Raw genomic sequence first — 17,051 nt, 5'->3', positions numbered from 1 at the left:
TTGCCCGATATGATGACGCCTGATGCGGCGCGGCGTTCCGATGCGATTGCCATTGCGCGCGTGATCTGCATCCTGGGCGTCGTCTATGTCCATGCCTGGACCGGCGTGAATGGCGAGGCGCTCGCCGCGCTGCGGGGGACGCCGCAAGAGGATTTGCGCTGGGTTCTGATGGAATTGTTCGGCCACAGCGCGGTGCCGCTGCTCGGCCTGATTTCCGGCTGGCTGGTGGGCGGATCGTCCCGAACGCAGGATTGGACGGCGCATGTCGGGCGAAAGGCGCGCACCATAGTTTTGCCGATGGTCATGTGGAATGCGCTTGCCATCCTGCTGGTATCGGGCGCAGCGTCGATCGGGTCGCTGTCGGCGCCGCAACCGCATTCCGCTGGCTGGGTCTTGCAGGAACTATTCGTTTTCAGCCGCAATCCCGACATCAATGTGCAGATGCCATTCCTGCGCGACCTGTTCCTGTGCATGCTGGCTGCGCCGCTCCTGGTACGGCTACCTGGCTGGTCGCTTGCTCTGGTAGCGGCGGCAGCCGGGCTGTGTCATGTTTTCGGGATCGGACCACCGGTGCTGATGCGTGCGGCGATCCTGTTCTTCTTCACGCTGGGCATCCTCGCGCGGCGGCTCGACTGGGCGGATCGTTCGGTAGCGATGCCGTGGGCGTTGGCGATGCTCCCCTTCGCGCTGTTGATGCCGGCGCAGCTTCTCCTGGAATTGGGGGGCGTTACCGAGCCTGCGCTGTGGCGCGCCGTGCTCGACCTGGCTGTACGGGTCACGGCGGCGCTGTTCTTCTGGCGGCTTGCCTGGGGCCTTGCGGCGACGGCGGCGCGAGGGCCGTTGCTCCGGATCGAGCCTTTCGCCTTCTTCCTCTTCTGCGCCCATCTCATCCTGATCTGGCTTGGTGGGCCAGTGCTGGGGGCGCTGTTCGGCCCGATGGGTTCGCCGCTCTATCCGGCCTATCTACTGGCCCAGCCACTGCTCGTGCTGCTCGCGGTTATCTTGCTCGGTACGATATTGAGCCGGGCAGCGCCCCATCTTGCGAGATTGTTGAGCGGCGGACGGCTGAGCCGGGCCTGAAGCTGTCAGGCCCGGTTGGTCAGGCTACCGCTGGCACAGGCTGCTCGATCGCGCGGACCGCGTCCATGGCGATGGCGTAGCTGCGCTTGCGCGCCTCGAAATCGAAAATCTGGCTGGCGATAATGACCTCGTCCACGCCCGTGCGCGCGATGAAGGCGGCAAGGTCTCGCTCAACATCCGCCTGCGTGCCGATGCTCGAAACCGCCAGCACGTCGTTCAGCATGGCCTGTCCCTGTGGCGGAAGGCTGTCGAAATACCCCTCTACCGGGGCCGGCATCCGGCCGTGCTCGCCGGTCCGCAAACGGATGAACGTCTGTTGCATCGTACTGGCGAGATAATGCGCTTCTTCCACGGTGGGCGCGGCGAAGATATTATAGCCCGCCATGGCATAGGGTCGATCGAGCTGCGCCGAGGGACGGAAATCGCGGCGGTAGACGGCGAGCGCCTGATCCAGCGCGCCGGGGGCGAAATGCGAAGCAAAGGCGTAGGGCAGGCCGAGCGCGGCGGCGAGTTGCGCGCCATAAAGGCTGCTGCCCAATATCCAGATCGGCACATTCGCGCCTGCGCCCGGCGTCGCCTGAAAACCCAGCCGCTCGTCGCCCGCAAAATAGGCCTGAAGCTCCATCACGTCGCGGGGAAATTCGTCTGGTCCACCAGACAGCGTCCGCCGCATGGCCTGCGCCACTCGCTGGTCCGATCCGGGCGCGCGTCCAAGGCCGAGGTCGACGCGACCGGGGAACAGCGCGTCGAGCGTGCCGAACTGCTCGGCGATCAGGATCGGCGCATGATTGGGCAGCATGATGCCACCAGCGCCAATGCGGATGGTAGAAGTCGCCTGACCGGCATGGGCGAGCACGATCGCCGTCGCTGCCGAGGCGATGCCGGCAGTGCCATGATGTTCGGCTACCCAGTAGCGCTCATAGCCGAGCGCCTCGACATGGGTGGCAAGGCTTGCGGCATTGGCAAGGGCGGTGGCGACGTCGCTGCCTTCGGCAACGGGCACCAGATCAAGTACGGAGAAGCATGTCATGGCCGCCATATGGGGGCATGATCGGTTTTATTTCAATATCGATCATCGTTTAAGATGGTATCGCCCGTCCAAATCCCTGTGGCTGGGTGTCCGCCCGGCGACCGAATGTGGCGGGACGGCGCGGCGCAACCTGAGTGCCGTCGCGATCGAGGACCGCTATCGTTTCGGTAAAACAGGGTCGCAGTGCGACCACGGTTTCTATGAGCTCTTCGGGGCTTTCGTGAAATTCGACGCAACGCCGGGCCACCATTTCAATCTCTTCAGCCATAGCGCTCAACCGATGTGCACCGAACTGCGCTGATTCGCCCTTCAATGTATGGGCCGGGATGACGAGAGCAACGGGGTCGCGCCCGCGGAAGGCATTTTCCACCGCGGTAATGGATTTTTCACCATCTTCCCGGAAATAGCCCAAAATGCGTATGAACTCAGCGCCCAACTCGGTCCGAGTGCGCGAAAATTCCTGCCAGTTCACCAGTTCGGCATCGTCATAGGACACCAGCGCACTCCTTGATCCACCAGAGCGAAAATAGGGCAGGCGCGTAAACAGCGGGTAAAGAAACGGGCTCGATACGTCCGATCAGGCGCAATCGTCGGGCGAGCGTGAAATCAGGAACCGTTTTTCCGCTAGCACGCACAGGCCCCAGCCCCTTTCGGAGGCAAGGGCCGTCAGTTCACGCGCCGCTATCGGATCGTCGGCTGCGATCACTATGGCTTCGGCGGTTCGCATCGCCCGGGCCGCGCGCAGCACCGGCCAGGGGCATTTCATGCCCAGCGCGTTGACCTCGACGGGAACAGGGGTATCCAAAGGGCCGATGACCTCATTTGGCATAGGGATTTTTGGCGCTGCGCAGCGTCAGGCGAACCGGCACGGCGCCGAAACCCAGTTCCTTGCGAATGCCGTTGACCAGATAGCGGCGATAGCTTTCGGGCAGATCGTCCAGCCGGGTGCCGAACAGCACGAATGTGGGCGGGCGCGTCTTGTTCTGGGTGATATAGCGCAGCTTGATCCGTTTGCCGCCGGGGGCGGGCGGGGGATTGGCCTCCAGCGCGGTTTCGAACCAGCGATTGAGGATGCCCGTCGACACGCGCTGCGACCAGGCGGTGCGGGTTTCGAACGCCACGCGGATAAGATCGTCGAGACCTTTGCCAGTCGCACCCGACACCGTCATGATCGGCACACCACGCACCTGCGCCAGACCATCGTCCAGTGCCTTCTTGACGCCCTGATACAAAGCCGAACCATGTTCGACCGTATCCCACTTGTTGAGGCCGATGACGAGCGCGCGGCCCTCTTGCAACACCTTGTCGGCGATACGTAGGTCCTGCGCTTCGAGCCCGCGCGTCGAATCGAGCAGCAGCACCACGACCTCGGCGAAATTGACCGCATGCAGGCCGTCGGATACGGCGAGTTGTTCCAGCTTGTCCTGCACCTTGGCATGTTTGCGCATGCCGGCCGTGTCGATCAGGCGGACGGGCCGGTCCAGCCCCTCCGGGTCGGTCCACATCCAGTCGACCGCGATACTGTCGCGGGTAATGCCCGCCTCCGGCCCTGTCAGCAGGCGGTTTTCGCCCAGCAGCCGGTTGATGAGTGTGGATTTGCCCGCATTGGGACGGCCTACGATCGCCAGCTTGAGCGGGGCGCTTTCATCATCCTCGTAAAATTCGCGTTCGTACGGATCGTCATCCTCGCGCTCCAGATGCGGGAGCAGCGCCTGAAACAGGTCCGCCATGCCCTGGCCATGTTCGGCTGAGAAAGGGATCGGCTCGCCCAGCCCCAGGCTGAAGGATTCCATCACGCCATCGTCGGCGGCCTTGCCCTCCGCCTTGTTGGCGACGAGGAGAACCGGCGCGTCATTCGCGCGCAGCCAGCGCGCGATTTCCTCGTCCAGCGGGGTGATGCCGGCGCGCGCGTCGATCATGAACAAAGCGACGTCGCAATTTTCGACTGCCGCCTCGGTCTGCATGCGCATGCGGCCGGGGAGTGATTGCGCGTCCTCATCCTCGTAACCCGCCGTGTCGACGATCGTGAAGTCGAGGCCCAGCAGATGCGCCTGTCCCTCTCGCCGGTCACGGGTGACGCCGGGCTGGTCATCGACCAGCGCCAGTTTCTTTCCCACCAGCCGGTTGAAAAGGGTGGACTTGCCCACATTGGGCCGCCCGACAATGGCTACTGTGGGCAGCATGATGTGACCCGGTTCCTTCCTTTACGCGCTGGCTTACCGCAACGCCGTCAGCTTGCCGTCATCGGCGAGCAGATAGAGCATATTACCAGCGACCACGGGCGAAAGCGACATTGACTTGTCCATGTCGACTTCCGATTGCACGGTGCCGGTCGCGGGGTCGATATTGACCATCTGGCCACGCGTGGAGACCAGGATCAGGCGACCCCCGGCCAGGACTGGCCCGGTCCATCGGATCGCCTTGTCCTTTTTCTTTTCCTTCTGCCAACGGCGCAGCTGGCTCACCCAGCGGATCTTGCCGGTGGCGCGGGCGACGCACAGCAATCGCGCGTCGCTGGTGACGGCGAACACCCACTCGCCGACCACCCACGGGGTGGAGATGCCGGCGATGTTGATTTCCCAAAGCCGCTGGCCGCTCACCAGTTCGTAGGAGGCCATGCGGCCGCCCTGGCCGATGGCGAACACGCGGCCGCGATCGATCACCGGGTCGGCGTCGATATCGGTGAGCGAGGCGACGGCGGTCGAGATGCTGGTGCGCGACAGTGCGTCGCCCCAAAGCTGGCGGCCATTTTCATAACGATAGGCGTTGATTTCGCCCGAACTATAGCCTGCAATTACGGTGCCCTGCGCGGCGGCGGGCGCAGCGACACCGAAGATCCCAGTCGCCTGCAGCGTGCCGCTATCGCTCCACTGCACCGCGCCGTCTGTCTGGTTGAGCGCGAAAATCTGATTGTCCTGGCCCATCACATAAACATGACCATTGGCCAGCGTGGGCGCCCCGCGCAGCGGACCGCCGGGTGTCTTTTTCCACAGGATCGCGCCATCGGCCGCGTTCATGGCTGCAACATCGCCGACGCCGGTGCTGGCATAGACCTTGTCATCGACCACGCTTACGCCGCCGCCGAACAATGCGCGGCCGTTGCCCTCGGCCGGCAGCGCCGTCTGCCACAGCTTCGCGCCGCTGGTTGCGTCAAAGGCGATGACGCGGGCATCGGCGTCGATCACGAACAGCTTGCCGCCCGACACGACCGGGGCGGATGCGAGCCGCGCCTTGGGCGTGCTGCCGGCGATCGATGCGGTCCATGCCTGCGAGGGGGACGCGCTCAGCGCCAGATGGCCCATGGTCTTGGACGGATCGCCGCCCGGCTGCGACCATTTGTCGTTCACATAGGGTTCGGGCAGGGTAACCTGCGTATCGGCAATCGAAGGTTCGACCTCGACACCCTGTTCGTTGGACAGGATCGACAGGCGATTGCCTACGACCGGGGTCTTGGGTCCGCCTTTCTTGCCGCCGATGATGCCGCAGCTGGAAAGCAGCGCGACCATGGCGGCCATCGTTATGACGCGGCCGATCGGCGCGAACTTGTTCATCCTGTGCATCCCCATCCCGCTCATTATCCCCGTACCGGCTCGGCCGGCGACTCCACGGCGTCGATCCCCAATAGTCCCGCCATCTGTCGCGCTCGTGAACGGATCGACTGCGGAACATTCTGGTCCTTGGCCATGGCCGCGAACAGCGGCCCGGCCAGATCGGGCTTGCGCATTTTCATATAGGCGATTGCAACCAGTTCCCCGGCGCTGCCGAACCACGGACCACCCTCGATCGCAAGCGATTTAAGCCGGTCGACTACCTGTTGCGGCTTAAGGCTGTCAAACTCGAGACCGGTCTGGCGGATCAGCGCGAGATCGCGATAGGGCTGATCGAGCGCCGTATCGGCGACCATCGCGGCGTAGATTGCGATCGCCCCTTTGGCATCGCCCCTGCGCGAGGCGACGCCGGCCTTGAGCAGTTGCGCCGATGCGCGATAGCCCGGCTGGCTCGCCTTCGTCAGCGCGTCGATCTGTTTGGCGTCCGGATTACCGCCGCCAAGAGCGCTGTCGGCGACCTTCGCCATGTCTTCAGACACCGCTTCAGATTGCTGGGCGCTGTAATGCTGCCAGTATAGCCAGCCGCCGAACGCCGCGAGACCAAGGATCACCGCCGCCAGAACGGCGCGGCCATAGCGTTCCCAGAAGGTCAGCAGTTGATCCTGGCGGACGGCATCGTCCACCTCACGCATGAAGGCTTCGCTATTTTGCGGCGTCAGGGCCACGATATTCTCCGAAAAGGGCAGCGAAAACTGCCGGAAGGCGCGATCTTTAGCGGGGTGGCGGACTTCCGCAAATCACTTTTTGGGTTGATAGACCTGTTCTTCACTTGGGAAGCTGCGGTCGCGGACTTCGGCGGCGTAGCGCTGGACCGACTCGTCGATCATGTCGGCGGCATTTCCATAGCGTTTCACGAAGCGCGGCACACGATCGAACATGCCTAGCATATCTTCGGTCACCAGCACCTGACCGTCGCAATGGGCCGATGCGCCGATGCCGATGACCGGAATGGGGATGCTGTCGGTAATGCCAATGGCGAGCGGCTCCATCACGCCCTCCAGCACGGCGGCGAATGCGCCCGCATCGGCGATGGCGCGGGCGTCCGCGATGATCTTGGCCTGTTCCTCTTCGCTCTTGCCGCGCGCCCCATAGCCGCCAAGGGCGTTCACCGCCTGCGGGGTAAGGCCCACATGGGCCATCACCGGGATGCCACGCTGGCTGAGGAACGCGATGGTTTCGGCCATCGCCACGCCGCCTTCCAGCTTCACTGCCGCGCAGCCGGTCTCCGCCATCAGGCGGCTTGCGCTGGCGAAGGCGTGCTGGGGTGAGGCTTCATAGCTGCCGAAAGGCATGTCGACGATGACGACGCTGTGATAGCTTCCGCGCACTACCGCCGCGCCATGGGCCGCCATCATGTCGAGCGTGACTGCGAGCGTAGAGGGCAGGCCATAGATCACCTGACCCAGCGAATCACCGACGAGCAGCAGATCGCAATGCGGATCGAGGATCTGCGCCTGCCGCGCAGTATAAGCGGTCAGCATCACCAGTGGATCGGCCGTCCTTCCATCGACCTTGCGCCGCTGGATTGCGGGCACGGTCAGACGCTTCATCGGCGCGGGCGTGGGGTTGGCGCGGCTGGTCGAGGTGTCGAGCGTGAAGGTGGTGGACATGCGCGCGCTTTACTCCAGCCTTGTCGGGCGCGCAAATGCCACCGGGGCGGAAGCGGCATGTTGCCGATCCCGCCCCTGTGCGCTCTGTACGTCGAACCCCGTCAGAAGGAGAATTTGATCGTCCCGCCCCAGGTGCGCGGATCGCCCGGCTGGCCGGCGATCAGGCCGACATTGCCCGGCGCGACTTGCAACAGTTCGAGATAGTTCACGTTGAACGCGTTGCGGACCCAGCCGAACACGTCGAATCCTTCGCCGCGGAAGCCGGCACGGAAGTTGGTCAGCGCATAGCCCTTCACATTGGTATAGATCGACGGCGAGGCGTTCGAATTCCAGTGCGAGCGGTAATTGCCATCGACGCCCAGATAGACCTGGCCTTCCTTGTCGAGCAGCGTGACCGGAAGATTGCCCTCCGCGCCGAAGGAAAAGGCCCATTTCGATACGCCGGGCAGACTGGCACCGGAGATGTCGCAATTGGGACGGCTGAAGCCAGGCGTACCGGCTGCGGCAGGCGTCTGGGTCGCGGGATTGGTAATCACGCTGCCGCCCGACAGTTCCGGCGGGCAGGGGGCATCGACAAACTTCTTATATTTGGCATCCGTATAGGCGGCGTTTGCATAGGCGCTGAAACGCTCGCTTGGCGCAATCTTGAAATCCGCTTCGACGCCCTGCGAACGGACCTTGCCCGCATTGGCAAGATAGCCGCGAAGCACACCGAACTGGCCGTTATTCACGGTAGCCTGGAAATTCTTGATGTCGGTCCGGAATGCCGTGAGGTTGAAGGTCGCCCGACGACCCCAGAACTGGGATTTGAGGCCGACTTCGAAATGATTCACCGATTCCGGCTTGACCGTGCCTGCATTCTCGATGGGCCGGTTGTTGGCATCGAGCGGGAGACCATTCTGATTGATGCCCAGCGTCTTGAAGCTCTTGGCATAAGTCGCATAGGCCAGAATGTCGCGCGTGACCTTGTAGTTGACGTTGAAATCATAGGTAAAATTCCAGGCGCTGTCCGATGGCGCGCTGGTCTGCGGCTGATAGACGCCGCACTGGGCGGTCAGGACCGCATTGCCCAGCGTCGCGGCGGGCGCGCAACTGGCAATAACATTCCCCGCGCCATTGATCACGGTGCGCTGGTAGAAGCCGGATTTCTTGTCATAATTGACCCGCGCGCCCGGCTGGATCGTCAGGGCGTCTGTCACCTTCCAGCTAAGCTGTCCGAACAAAGCGGCGCTGGTGCTCTTGAGATACTGGATATTGCTGGCGGTCAGGCCGTTGAGGACATCCCGATTGTAGACATTGTTGGGATCGGTCGAGGGTGCGAGGCTCCACTTGGTGGCGTCGGCGCCCTGCGATTCCGTGCCCTGCGTGTCGATCCGCTGCTTGAAGCCGAACAGGCCAACCAGAAAGTCGATCTTTTCGCCTTCCTGGCTGTAGCGGAATTCCTGGCTATATTGATTCTGCTGCGAGGGGTTCTGGGACTTGGCTACGATCGACAGGCCGGTGAAGTCGCGATCATTCTCCGGCTTCCAGTCCCAGAAGCGCCATGCGGTGACCGAGGTAAACTTGCCCGCGCCCAGATCCCAGTTGATCTTCAGCGACGCGCCGCCGATCTTGTTGCCTGCATTCAGGTTGCTGTTGAGGTCGGTCAGCCGGTCATAAGGATTGCGGCTGGGGACGGCATAGTTGCGGCCGGGGTTGGCAGCGTTGATGGCCGCCACGAGGCCGTCATATTGACGGTTCAGCGCGCGCTGGGTGCGCCCCACGCGGACGAACACGGTGCCGTAGCCTTCCGGGTCCTGCTTGCTGTAATCGCCCGACAGGGTGATGCTCAGATCGTCATTAGGCTTGAACAGCAACTGGCCGCGCAGGCCCAGATTGTCCTGTTCGTTGATATAGCGGTTCGAGAAGCTGTTATAATAGACGCCACGGCGGCTGGTCGTCGCGACGGCGATGCGCGCGGCGATCGTGTCGGACAGGGGCCCCGAAATAGCGGCCTTGGCTTGCTTGTAATTGAGGTTGCCGGCGGTCAGTTCGGCGCGTCCTTCGAAATCGAAGGTCGGCTGGTTGGTGGTGATGTTGATCGCGCCGGCGGTGGTGTTCTTGCCGTAGAGCGTGCCCTGCGGACCGCGCAGCACTTCGACCTGAGCGACGTCGAGGAAGTCGAAGGTCGCGGCGGCGACGCGCGAATTATAGACATCGTCGACATAGATGCCAACGCCCTGTTCGAAACCGTCGCTGGTCAGGCCGAACGGTACGCCGAGGCCACGGATATTGACCGACGTGTTGCGCGGGTTCGAGGTATAGACCTGCAATGTAGGGGCGAGCTGTTGCAGCTTCACGACGTTGAAATTGCCCGTCGCCTCGATGCTGTCACCCCGGATCACCGAGATCGCCAGCGGCACCTCCTGCGCGGTTTCCTGCCGGCGGCGCGCGGTAACGACGATCACTTCGCCCCGCGTCTGCTGTTCAGCGGCACCTTCGGTTGCAGCGGCCGGCGCCGGTGCTGGCGCGACATCCTTTGCATGGACAGCAGGTATGGAGATGCTGGCGGTCGCAGCGCTGGCGAGCAGAAGAAAACGTGCGTTCATTATATTTCCCCCATTTGATCCGGATGTCCGGTCAGAATATTGAGCGCCGCCGTCAGTCGGTTGACGCTGAGTCCGTTTGTTAATTCCCCGGCCGCGTTTTTTCGGTCACGTCGATCTGGACGACGCGTCCGTCATGGACCGTCAATGTGATCGAGCCGAAACGGAGCTGTTCGAGCGCGCCACGCACCTTTTCGATGCTGGCAAGGATATCCTTGCGACCATTATGGTCGTGAAGAACGAAGTCTTTTGGCCTGTGTTCGCTCATATGCACCTCACCGCCAGACCTTTATCTCAACTTATCAGATAGACAAAAAAGCAAAAATAGGGGGCGTGCAAGTTTCTCTTGGCACGCCCCGGGGCAAAAAAAGAGGGTCAGATATTCAGGGCGGCGCGCGCACCGGCCCAGCGATGGTCGCACTGGATCGGCAAGGAAGGCCGCAACTGGCGCTGCATCTGCGCCTGTTCATGGGCACCATCCAGCAAGCGTTCGAGCAATGCCTGTCCCTGGCGCCATTCGCCAAGCCCGGATTCCGCGTTGATATGCCCGCTGTAACCGCCGTCGACGAACTGGCTGCCCCAATATTTGCCGATACTATGGGCGCGCTCATAAAAAATATAAGGGTCGTCGCGGCTGGCGACGACGATTGAGGGGAAGGGAAGCTGAGCACGGGGCGTCGGCCCGAAACCGCCGATCGACTCGGGCGTTTCCATCCTGTCGCAATCGGGCGGAGCGACCAGCAGCGCGCCTGTCACGGGCCAGCCATAGGCCTGACTCTGCAATGCGCCCCACCAAGCCACGGCAAGGCAACCAAGGCTATGCGCCGCCAGAACGATCGGGCCGTTCACCTCGCGGATCGCCGCGTCCAGACGCGTTACCCAGGCATTGCGATTCGGGCTGGCCCAACTGCCCAGATCGACACGCTGGCAGTCGCCGCGCTGTTCTTCCCAAAGGGTCTGCCAATGACCGGCACCACTATTATTGAGGCCAGGAATGGTCAGCACGACGGGCTGACGCGCATCCTCTGCATATCCGAATCGCTCCATGATGCTGTCCTCATCCATCTTGCCGAGCCTCGGACAGTAATTCTATTTCATCGGTAGACAATAGGATGGCGACGAAATGTGTCGCAATTTAGGCAAGCGGATTATGTTCTCATGCGGATGGTGTCTGCTCACGCTCGCGCTGCGAATTACCAGGGGTAAATCAGGCCATAATAACCGTGGACAGCGCGGCCATAATCCTCGTCGAAACGCGGCCGCTGATCGCTGGCATGGCCCGGCGCGTCGTCCAGCGCCCCCCTGTCCAGTTCGACGACATAGCCGCCCATGGCCACGTCATAATGGAGCATGGACCAGGGAAGCGGATAATGATCATGCCCCAGCCCCAGAAACCCGCCGAAGGACAGGACCGCATAGCGCACCTGACCGCTGCGCTTGTCTACCATGAAATTGGAAATGCGGCCGAGCTTTTCGCCCGCGGGGTTGAAGACAAGCGTACCTTCCACCCTATCCGACGCAATCAGGTCGCTTTGATTTTCCGGCAATAGATCCGCCATCGTCGCTCTCCTGCTGAAATTCGTTTATATTGGATGCAACCATGGGCAGGCGACCGGGTTCCCTGTCCGCAACAGCAGGAGCAGAGCATGAAGATCAATCGCAGCGGATCGGCGATATGGAGCGGCGGGCTCAAGGATGGCAAGGGCGCGATCTCGACCCAGAGCGGCGCGCTCGACGCCCATCCCTATGGTTTTGCGACGCGGTTCGAGGGCGTGCCCGGCAGCAATCCGGAAGAGCTGATCGCGGCGGCGCATGCATCCTGCTTTACCATGGCTCTGTCGCTCATATTGGGCGAGGCCGGCCTGACCGCGGACAAGCTGGAGACGACGGCCGTCGTGACGCTGGAGCAGCAGGACGAGGGTTTTGCGATTACGGCGAGCAAGCTGACGCTGAAGGCGAGCATCCCCGGCACCGACGACGCGACGTTCCAGGATCTGGCGGGCAAGGCGAAGGCGAACTGCCCGGTGTCGAAACTACTGAATGCCCAGATCAGTCTGGATGCGGAACTGCTCGGTTAGAGTCCGGTCGCCTGGCGTGAAGATGTTCGCGCCAGGCGATAGTGAGGCCGCTGCCGATGATGATGATGGCGCCGACCCAGGTGGATGCCATCGGCCATACCCCCCATAATGCCCAGCCTAGCAGGGTCGACCACAGGATCGCGCTATAATCCATTGGCAGCACCACCGACACCGGCGCCCAGCGGAGCGAGGCGGTTAGGCAGATCTGCGTGACGCCGCCCAGTAGGCCGATCAGCAGCAACAGGCCCCAGGTGACGAGATCATGCGCGCGCGCGACGAACGGCATGGCCGCGCCCAGCGGGATCAGCGAGAGCAGCGTGAACCAGAATACGATGACCCCCGCGCTCTCCGTCCGACCGAGTTGGCGCAGGACCAGGCTCACGCTGGCGGTGAGGATCGCGCCCGACAGGGCGACGGCGACGCCCATCATCGGGAAATGGCCCGCATCCGGGCGCACCATGATGAGTATGCCGGCAAAGCCCAGCGCGACCGCCGACCAGCGATGGATGCCGGTTGCCTCGCGCAGGATAAGCGCCGACAGGATGGTGCCGAATATCGGCATGGTGAAGCCGATCGTCGTCGCCTCGGCGGGTGGCAGGAGAATATAGGCCAGGAAATTGAGCAGCATGCCAACCACGCCCAGCGCCATCCGGCTGGCATGAACGCCGATCCGGTGCGTGCGGAGCGATTGCACGCCGCTGGTCGAAACCACCCAGAGAAAGACGAGTGGCAGCGACATTAACTGCCGGTAGAAGAGCGATTCGAGGACGTGGACGCCGTGGCTGTCGGCGACCCTGACCGTGATCAGCATCGCTGACATGCACAGCACGGCGAGCAATCTTATGCCGATGGCGAACAGCGGGCGGTTGGCGCGCGCCGCCGGCAGAACGGGCGACGTCCGGGGCAAGGAGGTGGCAGGTTGCGACATACAGCCGCCTTAACCCGGTTACGCGCTCGCGCAACCGGTCGCGGCCCTGTCTATTTAAAGCGTCTATTTGAGCGGTTTGCGGAATTTGAGCGTCATCCGGTCGCTTTCGCCAACCGCCAGATATTTGGCTTTGTCGACCTCGCCATTGCGCAGGGTGGGGGGCAGGGTCCACACGCCCTTTTCCCAATCGGCGGTATCTTTGGGATTTGCGTTGACCTCCGACGCGCCAGCAAATTCAAAGCCGGCAGCCTGCGCGATGCGGCGCACCGTCGATACTTTCAGATAGCCACTCGTCTTTTCAAGGGCGCTGTCGCGGGACTCGGGCAGGCGATGATCGACGATGCCGAGCGTGCCGCCGGGCTCGAGCATGGCATAGAAGGCCTTGAAGGTCGCCGCCTCGGTGCCGCCCATAACCATATTGTGGATGTTGCGGAAGGTCAGCACGGTATCGACGCTGCCGGCCGGGATCGTGGCGGTGTCGTCGGGGAAGGCAATGAGCTTCACCTTGTCGTAGATGGCGGGTTTGGCGGCGAGAAAGCCTTTATATCCATCGAGGCCGCGGCCCGTGGGCTGCAAGGCGTAGAAGGTGCCATGATCGCGCAGCAGCGGCGCGAGGATTTCGGTATACCAGCCGCCACCCGGCGCATATTCCACCACGGTCTGGGTGGGCGTAATTCCGAAGAAGCCAAGCGTCTGCGCGGGATGACGATAGCGGTCGCGGACGCTGTTGTCGGGCGTCCGGCTAGGAGCGGCGACGGCTGCTGCGATCGCCGATGCCGGATTGGGAGCCTGGTGATGGGCATGTTGCGCGGCGATCGGCAGGGCCGGGAGAGCAAGGCCGGTCAGGAGCAGCGCGGCGCGGGCGAGACGGTTCATCGGATATCCTCTCGTTGAAGAAATGCCGATGTGCGGTTCGCGCGAGGGAAGTGCAAGGGGCGTGGCCCCGTCCTTTACAGGCAGGCTTCCAGATAAGGCTGATCGAAACCGAACATCCGCGCCTTTTCCAGCGTATAGGGGCGCAGGCCCATCGAGCGATATTCGCCGACGATTTTTCCGCTGTCGTCCTCGTCATGATATTCGAACTTGAACAGTTCCTGCGTAACGATGACGTCGCCTTCCATGCCGATCACTTCGGTCACATTGGTGACGCGGCGCGAGCCGTCGCGCAGCCGCTTGACCTGAACGATGAGGTCGACCGAGTCGGCGATTTGCTTGGAAATCGCTTCCTTGGGAATCTTGATGTCACCCATCAGGATCATATTCTCCATGCGTCCCAGGCACTCGCGGGGCGAGTTGCTGTGGAGCGTACACATGGAGCCATCATGGCCGGTGTTCATCGCGGCGAGCAGATCGAAACATTCCGCGCCACGAATTTCGCCCAGAATGATACGATCGGGGCGCATGCGCAGGGCATTCTTGACGAGATCGCCGATCGAAATCGCGCCTTGCCCTTCCAGGTTCGGCGGGCGGGTTTCGAGCGGGAGCCAGTGCGGCTGTTGCAGCCGCAGTTCGGCGGCATCCTCGATCGTGAGGACGCGCTCGCCCGGATCGATCATTTTCGACAAGGCGTTGAGCATCGTCGTCTTGCCCGAACCGGTGCCGCCCGAAATCACGATGTTGAAGCGGCACGCGCCGGCGATCTTGAGCGCGGTCGCCATTTTAGGGCTCATCGCGCCCCAATTGGCCAGCATGTCGATGGTGATCGGCTTGGCCGAGAATTTACGGATCGAAATGGCCGTGCCGCGCAGCGAGAGCGGGGGCACGATCACGTTGACGCGGCTACCGTCGGGCAGGCGAGCATCGGCCAGCGGGGTCGTCTGGTCGACACGACGGCCGACCTTGCTGACGATTCGCTGGGCGATCTGGAACAGATGTTCCTCATCGCGGAACTTGATGGGGGCAATGACCAGCTTGCCCTTTTTTTCGATATAGGTCTGATCGGGGCCGTTGACCATGATGTCGGTCACGTCTGGGTCGGACAGCAATTCTTCGAGTGGCCCGAGCCCCAGAAGCTCATCGACCAGCACCTTTTCCAGGGCGAACTGTTCGCGGCGGTTGAGCGTCAGCTTGAGTTCGGCAAGCACTTCCATGATGATCGGACGAAATTCCTCCGCCAGTTCATCCTTGGTCAGCGTGGCAGCCGCTTCGGGATCGACCCGTTCGAGCAGGCGGGGGAGCACCTGTTCCTTGATCTTGTGGACGGACGCCTCGAAGCCCTGCGGGCCGGCGTCGGGCACATGATCGTGGTTCGCGCGATCCGACAGACGCTGCATCGCGTCGGCGTTACGCTGCAACTGACTGGGCGGCGCGGCGAGAGGATCGAACACCGCTTCGCCCGGCAGGGCGGCGATATCGAGCGGCGGGAACTGGTCACCGCCACGCACCTCTTCCTTGACTGCCTGTCCGCCTTGCATCGGCCGGGCAACGCCAAAGCCCGGCTTGATGCCGGCAGGTCCATTTTTCCGTCCAAATGCGCTCATGTGTCTCCGCCAGAATGTCGCGATCGGCCCAGCCACCCAAAAACGGTCCGATCAAATATGGCAAGGCAAGGTGAATAAGACGGAAACTTTGACAAATGGCTAATAAGGCGGGCGTTTATCCGTCGTGGCATCAGCAAAAGCGCTAGCAGGAGAAGACCGAGCACCGAAAGCACGGCCCCTGCGCTCTCCTGCCACAGGCGCACGCGCTCTACGAGATAGCGGCCGGGCATCGCCTGGAACTGGATGAGCGGGCCAGTCGACGCCACCGTTCGGTCATCCCGCGTGACGCGCCAGATCGGGAAGGCGGCGTGGCCCAGCCTCACGGTCATTGGCCGCTGCACCAGCAGCGAATCACCGCGTGGCAGCGAGCGCACGGCGCTCAGGTCCGTCGACCGGTCATAGGGGTCCACTCGGCTCGCGTCGAAACCGAGCGGAAGATATTCCGGCGCATCGGGTTGGTTGAGGGCGATGCGAGGATAGTCGACGGCTGTGCGCAGATTTTTGGCGCTGATCCCGATGAGGATCGCATAGGACAGGGTCAGAGAAAGCAGGGCGGCTGTCAGGAGGACGGCGCGCGGCCGATAGTGCATCAGTGCGGTGACGGCGGTAAATTCGACGATGCACAGGGCGCGCCAGGGGAACTGCGCCTTGTTCAGCAGGTCGATATCCCAAATAAATGGGATCAGGCGGATGGAGGCGAGAGCCGTAACCACGGTAATAGCCGACCAGATCGATCGCGCCGGCCAGGCCAGTAGGATCGCGCCGGCCGCCATGGCAATGTAGATTTCCGCGCCGTCCTGCCAGATTGACCAGCTGGTCGCGCGATACCGTTCGTTCCATAGAAGTTCGGTGGAGACATGGCCTTGCAAGGTAATGGCCGGCAGCAGGTAGAAGGCGGCGAGCCCAATCGCCATCAGCCCTGCGAGCAGGCCGGCGGGCAGGGCCGCCCGGTCTTGCCAGATGCGACGCGCCATCAGGGGAGCGATCAGGAAAACGCCCGTCAGCATCGCTACAGGCAGATGCGTGAGGATGAGTCCGGCATAAGCAACCGCCAGCAATGCGACGCCCCGTCGCGCCGGCAGGCGATCGATGGCCAGCGCGATCAGCGGGAGCCACAGGAATGCTGCGAATTCCGCAAGCGCGCCGCGCACGTAGAAATCATAGAGGTGATAGGGCGCGGCCATATAGAGCGCGGCTCCCAGCAGTGGCCGGGCCACGCGGTTCGCCAGAAAGGCGTGCATCGCAAGGCCGGATGCCACCAGCAGGATTAAGCCAGCGAGGTTGATCGCCTGGAATATGCTAAAGCCCGCTGCGTTGAAGCCGCCGGAAATCCAGTAAGCAAGTGGCGGGTAGAAATAGAAGGTCGGACTGCCCAGTCCTTCGAAACTGCGCGGCAGCCAGCGTTCGTAAAGATGCCCCGCCGCTAATTGCTCGCCGAAATGGCCGGTCCAGATATAATTATAGAGATGCGAATGGCTCGCTCCCGGTCCGAACAGGAATGTCGGCAGCATCAGCAGGGCGCCAAGCGCCAGCAGCGTCAGCGCGCGGCGATTGAGCAAACTGATCATGGCGCGGCGCATCGCAGGACTGATGCCGGAATATGGTGAATGAAGTGTAACCGCCCTCGGCTCTGCTTACGGCTCGTTAACCAT

The 17,051-nt window shown here is 62.6% G+C and carries 17 protein-coding genes; 2 read left to right on the top strand and 15 right to left on the bottom strand.

The features are described from left to right. Positions 1-9: 9 nt before the first annotated feature. Complete coding sequence (locus WG907_RS08065; RefSeq protein ID WP_340232484.1) at positions 10-1,080, top strand: acyltransferase family protein; 1,071 nt, start codon at positions 10-12, stop codon at positions 1,078-1,080. A 19-nt stretch (positions 1,081-1,099) separates the two neighbouring features. On the opposite strand, the gene WG907_RS08060 is transcribed toward WG907_RS08065, so the two are convergent. The 11 genes from WG907_RS08060 to WG907_RS08010 form a co-directional block, all read right to left on the bottom strand. Next, complete coding sequence (locus WG907_RS08060; RefSeq protein WP_340232483.1) at positions 1,100-2,110, bottom strand: LLM class flavin-dependent oxidoreductase; 1,011 nt, start codon at positions 2,108-2,110, stop codon at positions 1,100-1,102. 49 nt (positions 2,111-2,159) lie between these two features. After that, positions 2,160-2,606: an Hpt domain-containing protein gene (locus tag WG907_RS08055; protein WP_340232244.1), complete on the bottom strand. Its 447-nt coding sequence runs from the start codon at positions 2,604-2,606 to the stop codon at positions 2,160-2,162. A gap of 81 nt (positions 2,607-2,687) precedes the next feature. After that, the gene (locus tag WG907_RS08050) at positions 2,688-2,915 is read right to left on the bottom strand and encodes a sulfurtransferase TusA family protein (RefSeq protein WP_445326784.1); all 228 of its coding nucleotides are present in this window, start codon (positions 2,913-2,915) and stop codon (positions 2,688-2,690) included. Positions 2,916-2,928: 13 nt separating this feature from the next. After that, positions 2,929-4,293: a ribosome biogenesis GTPase Der gene (gene der, locus WG907_RS08045; RefSeq protein WP_340232242.1), complete on the bottom strand. Its 1,365-nt coding sequence runs from the start codon at positions 4,291-4,293 to the stop codon at positions 2,929-2,931. Between the two features lie 33 nt (positions 4,294-4,326). Next, a complete protein-coding gene (locus WG907_RS08040; RefSeq protein WP_445326783.1) occupies positions 4,327-5,670 on the bottom strand; it encodes a BamB-related PQQ repeat family beta-propellar protein in 1,344 nt (447 codons plus the stop codon). A gap of 14 nt (positions 5,671-5,684) precedes the next feature. Then, positions 5,685-6,383, bottom strand: coding sequence for a tetratricopeptide repeat protein (locus WG907_RS08035; RefSeq protein WP_340232240.1), 699 nt, complete (start codon positions 6,381-6,383; stop codon positions 5,685-5,687). 72 nt (positions 6,384-6,455) lie between these two features. After that, positions 6,456-7,328: a 3-methyl-2-oxobutanoate hydroxymethyltransferase gene (gene panB / locus WG907_RS08030; protein WP_340232239.1), complete on the bottom strand. Its 873-nt coding sequence runs from the start codon at positions 7,326-7,328 to the stop codon at positions 6,456-6,458. Positions 7,329-7,429: 101 nt separating this feature from the next. Further along, entirely contained in the window at positions 7,430-9,916 is a 2,487-nt protein-coding gene (locus WG907_RS08025) for a TonB-dependent receptor (RefSeq protein ID WP_340232238.1), read from the bottom strand. Positions 9,917-9,995: 79 nt separating this feature from the next. Further along, complete coding sequence (locus WG907_RS08020; protein WP_340232237.1) at positions 9,996-10,181, bottom strand: YezD family protein; 186 nt, start codon at positions 10,179-10,181, stop codon at positions 9,996-9,998. A 107-nt stretch (positions 10,182-10,288) separates the two neighbouring features. Beyond that, positions 10,289-10,960, bottom strand: coding sequence for an RBBP9/YdeN family alpha/beta hydrolase (locus WG907_RS08015; protein ID WP_340232482.1), 672 nt, complete (start codon positions 10,958-10,960; stop codon positions 10,289-10,291). 146 nt (positions 10,961-11,106) lie between these two features. After that, positions 11,107-11,472, bottom strand: a complete 366-nt coding sequence (locus WG907_RS08010) for a PRC-barrel domain-containing protein (protein ID WP_340232236.1) — start codon at positions 11,470-11,472, stop codon at positions 11,107-11,109. A gap of 87 nt (positions 11,473-11,559) precedes the next feature. Here WG907_RS08010 and WG907_RS08005 point away from each other — a divergent pair, with 87 nt between their 5' ends. Then, the gene (locus WG907_RS08005; protein WP_340232235.1) at positions 11,560-11,991 is read left to right on the top strand and encodes an OsmC family protein; all 432 of its coding nucleotides are present in this window, start codon (positions 11,560-11,562) and stop codon (positions 11,989-11,991) included. Here WG907_RS08005 and WG907_RS08000 read toward each other — a convergent pair. From WG907_RS08000 to WG907_RS07985, 4 genes are all read right to left on the bottom strand, one after another. After that, on the bottom strand, positions 11,963-12,919 hold the full coding sequence (locus tag WG907_RS08000; RefSeq protein ID WP_340232234.1) for a DMT family transporter: 957 nt from the start codon (positions 12,917-12,919) through the stop codon (positions 11,963-11,965). The two genes, WG907_RS08005 and WG907_RS08000, sit on opposite strands and share 29 nt — an antisense overlap. A 63-nt stretch (positions 12,920-12,982) precedes the next feature. Beyond that, on the bottom strand, positions 12,983-13,795 hold the full coding sequence (locus tag WG907_RS07995; RefSeq protein ID WP_340232233.1) for a class I SAM-dependent methyltransferase: 813 nt from the start codon (positions 13,793-13,795) through the stop codon (positions 12,983-12,985). Between the two features lie 74 nt (positions 13,796-13,869). Next, positions 13,870-15,399, bottom strand: coding sequence for a TadA family conjugal transfer-associated ATPase (locus tag WG907_RS07990; RefSeq protein WP_340232232.1), 1,530 nt, complete (start codon positions 15,397-15,399; stop codon positions 13,870-13,872). Continuing rightward, positions 15,396-16,967 (bottom strand): putative glycosyltransferase family protein, encoded by a 1,572-nt coding sequence (locus WG907_RS07985; RefSeq protein ID WP_340232231.1) that lies wholly within the window; start codon positions 16,965-16,967, stop codon positions 15,396-15,398. Before WG907_RS07985 ends, WG907_RS07990 begins: the two co-directional genes overlap by 4 nt. Positions 16,968-17,051: the final 84 nt, after the last annotated feature.

Source organism: Sphingobium fluminis (assembly GCF_037723805.1).
Taxonomy (GTDB): domain Bacteria; phylum Pseudomonadota; class Alphaproteobacteria; order Sphingomonadales; family Sphingomonadaceae; genus Sphingobium.
The sequence above is the reverse complement of the archived record's forward strand: the minus strand, read 5'-3'. Positions and strand labels throughout refer to the sequence as shown.

Bases quoted from the DNA above. Each gene is read 5' to 3' on its own strand.
- WG907_RS07985 (WP_340232231.1), bottom strand. From the start codon at position 16,967: ATGATCAGTTTGCTCAATCGCCGCGCGCTGACGCTGCTGGCGCTTGGC.
- WG907_RS08060 (WP_340232483.1), bottom strand. From the start codon at position 2,110: ATGACATGCTTCTCCGTACTTGATCTGGTGCCCGTTGCCGAAGGCAGC.
- WG907_RS08025 (WP_340232238.1), bottom strand. From the start codon at position 9,916: ATGAACGCACGTTTTCTTCTGCTCGCCAGCGCTGCGACCGCCAGCATC.
- WG907_RS08015 (WP_340232482.1), bottom strand. From the start codon at position 10,960: ATGGAGCGATTCGGATATGCAGAGGATGCGCGTCAGCCCGTCGTGCTG.
- WG907_RS08005 (WP_340232235.1), top strand. From the start codon at position 11,560: ATGAAGATCAATCGCAGCGGATCGGCGATATGGAGCGGCGGGCTCAAG.
- WG907_RS08010 (WP_340232236.1), bottom strand. From the start codon at position 11,472: ATGGCGGATCTATTGCCGGAAAATCAAAGCGACCTGATTGCGTCGGAT.
- WG907_RS07990 (WP_340232232.1), bottom strand. From the start codon at position 15,399: ATGAGCGCATTTGGACGGAAAAATGGACCTGCCGGCATCAAGCCGGGC.
- WG907_RS08020 (WP_340232237.1), bottom strand. From the start codon at position 10,181: ATGAGCGAACACAGGCCAAAAGACTTCGTTCTTCACGACCATAATGGT.
- WG907_RS08040 (WP_445326783.1), bottom strand. From the start codon at position 5,670: ATGCACAGGATGAACAAGTTCGCGCCGATCGGCCGCGTCATAACGATG.
- panB (WP_340232239.1), bottom strand. From the start codon at position 7,328: ATGTCCACCACCTTCACGCTCGACACCTCGACCAGCCGCGCCAACCCC.
- WG907_RS08000 (WP_340232234.1), bottom strand. From the start codon at position 12,919: ATGTCGCAACCTGCCACCTCCTTGCCCCGGACGTCGCCCGTTCTGCCG.
- der (WP_340232242.1), bottom strand. From the start codon at position 4,293: ATGCTGCCCACAGTAGCCATTGTCGGGCGGCCCAATGTGGGCAAGTCC.
- WG907_RS07995 (WP_340232233.1), bottom strand. From the start codon at position 13,795: ATGAACCGTCTCGCCCGCGCCGCGCTGCTCCTGACCGGCCTTGCTCTC.
- WG907_RS08065 (WP_340232484.1), top strand. From the start codon at position 10: ATGATGACGCCTGATGCGGCGCGGCGTTCCGATGCGATTGCCATTGCG.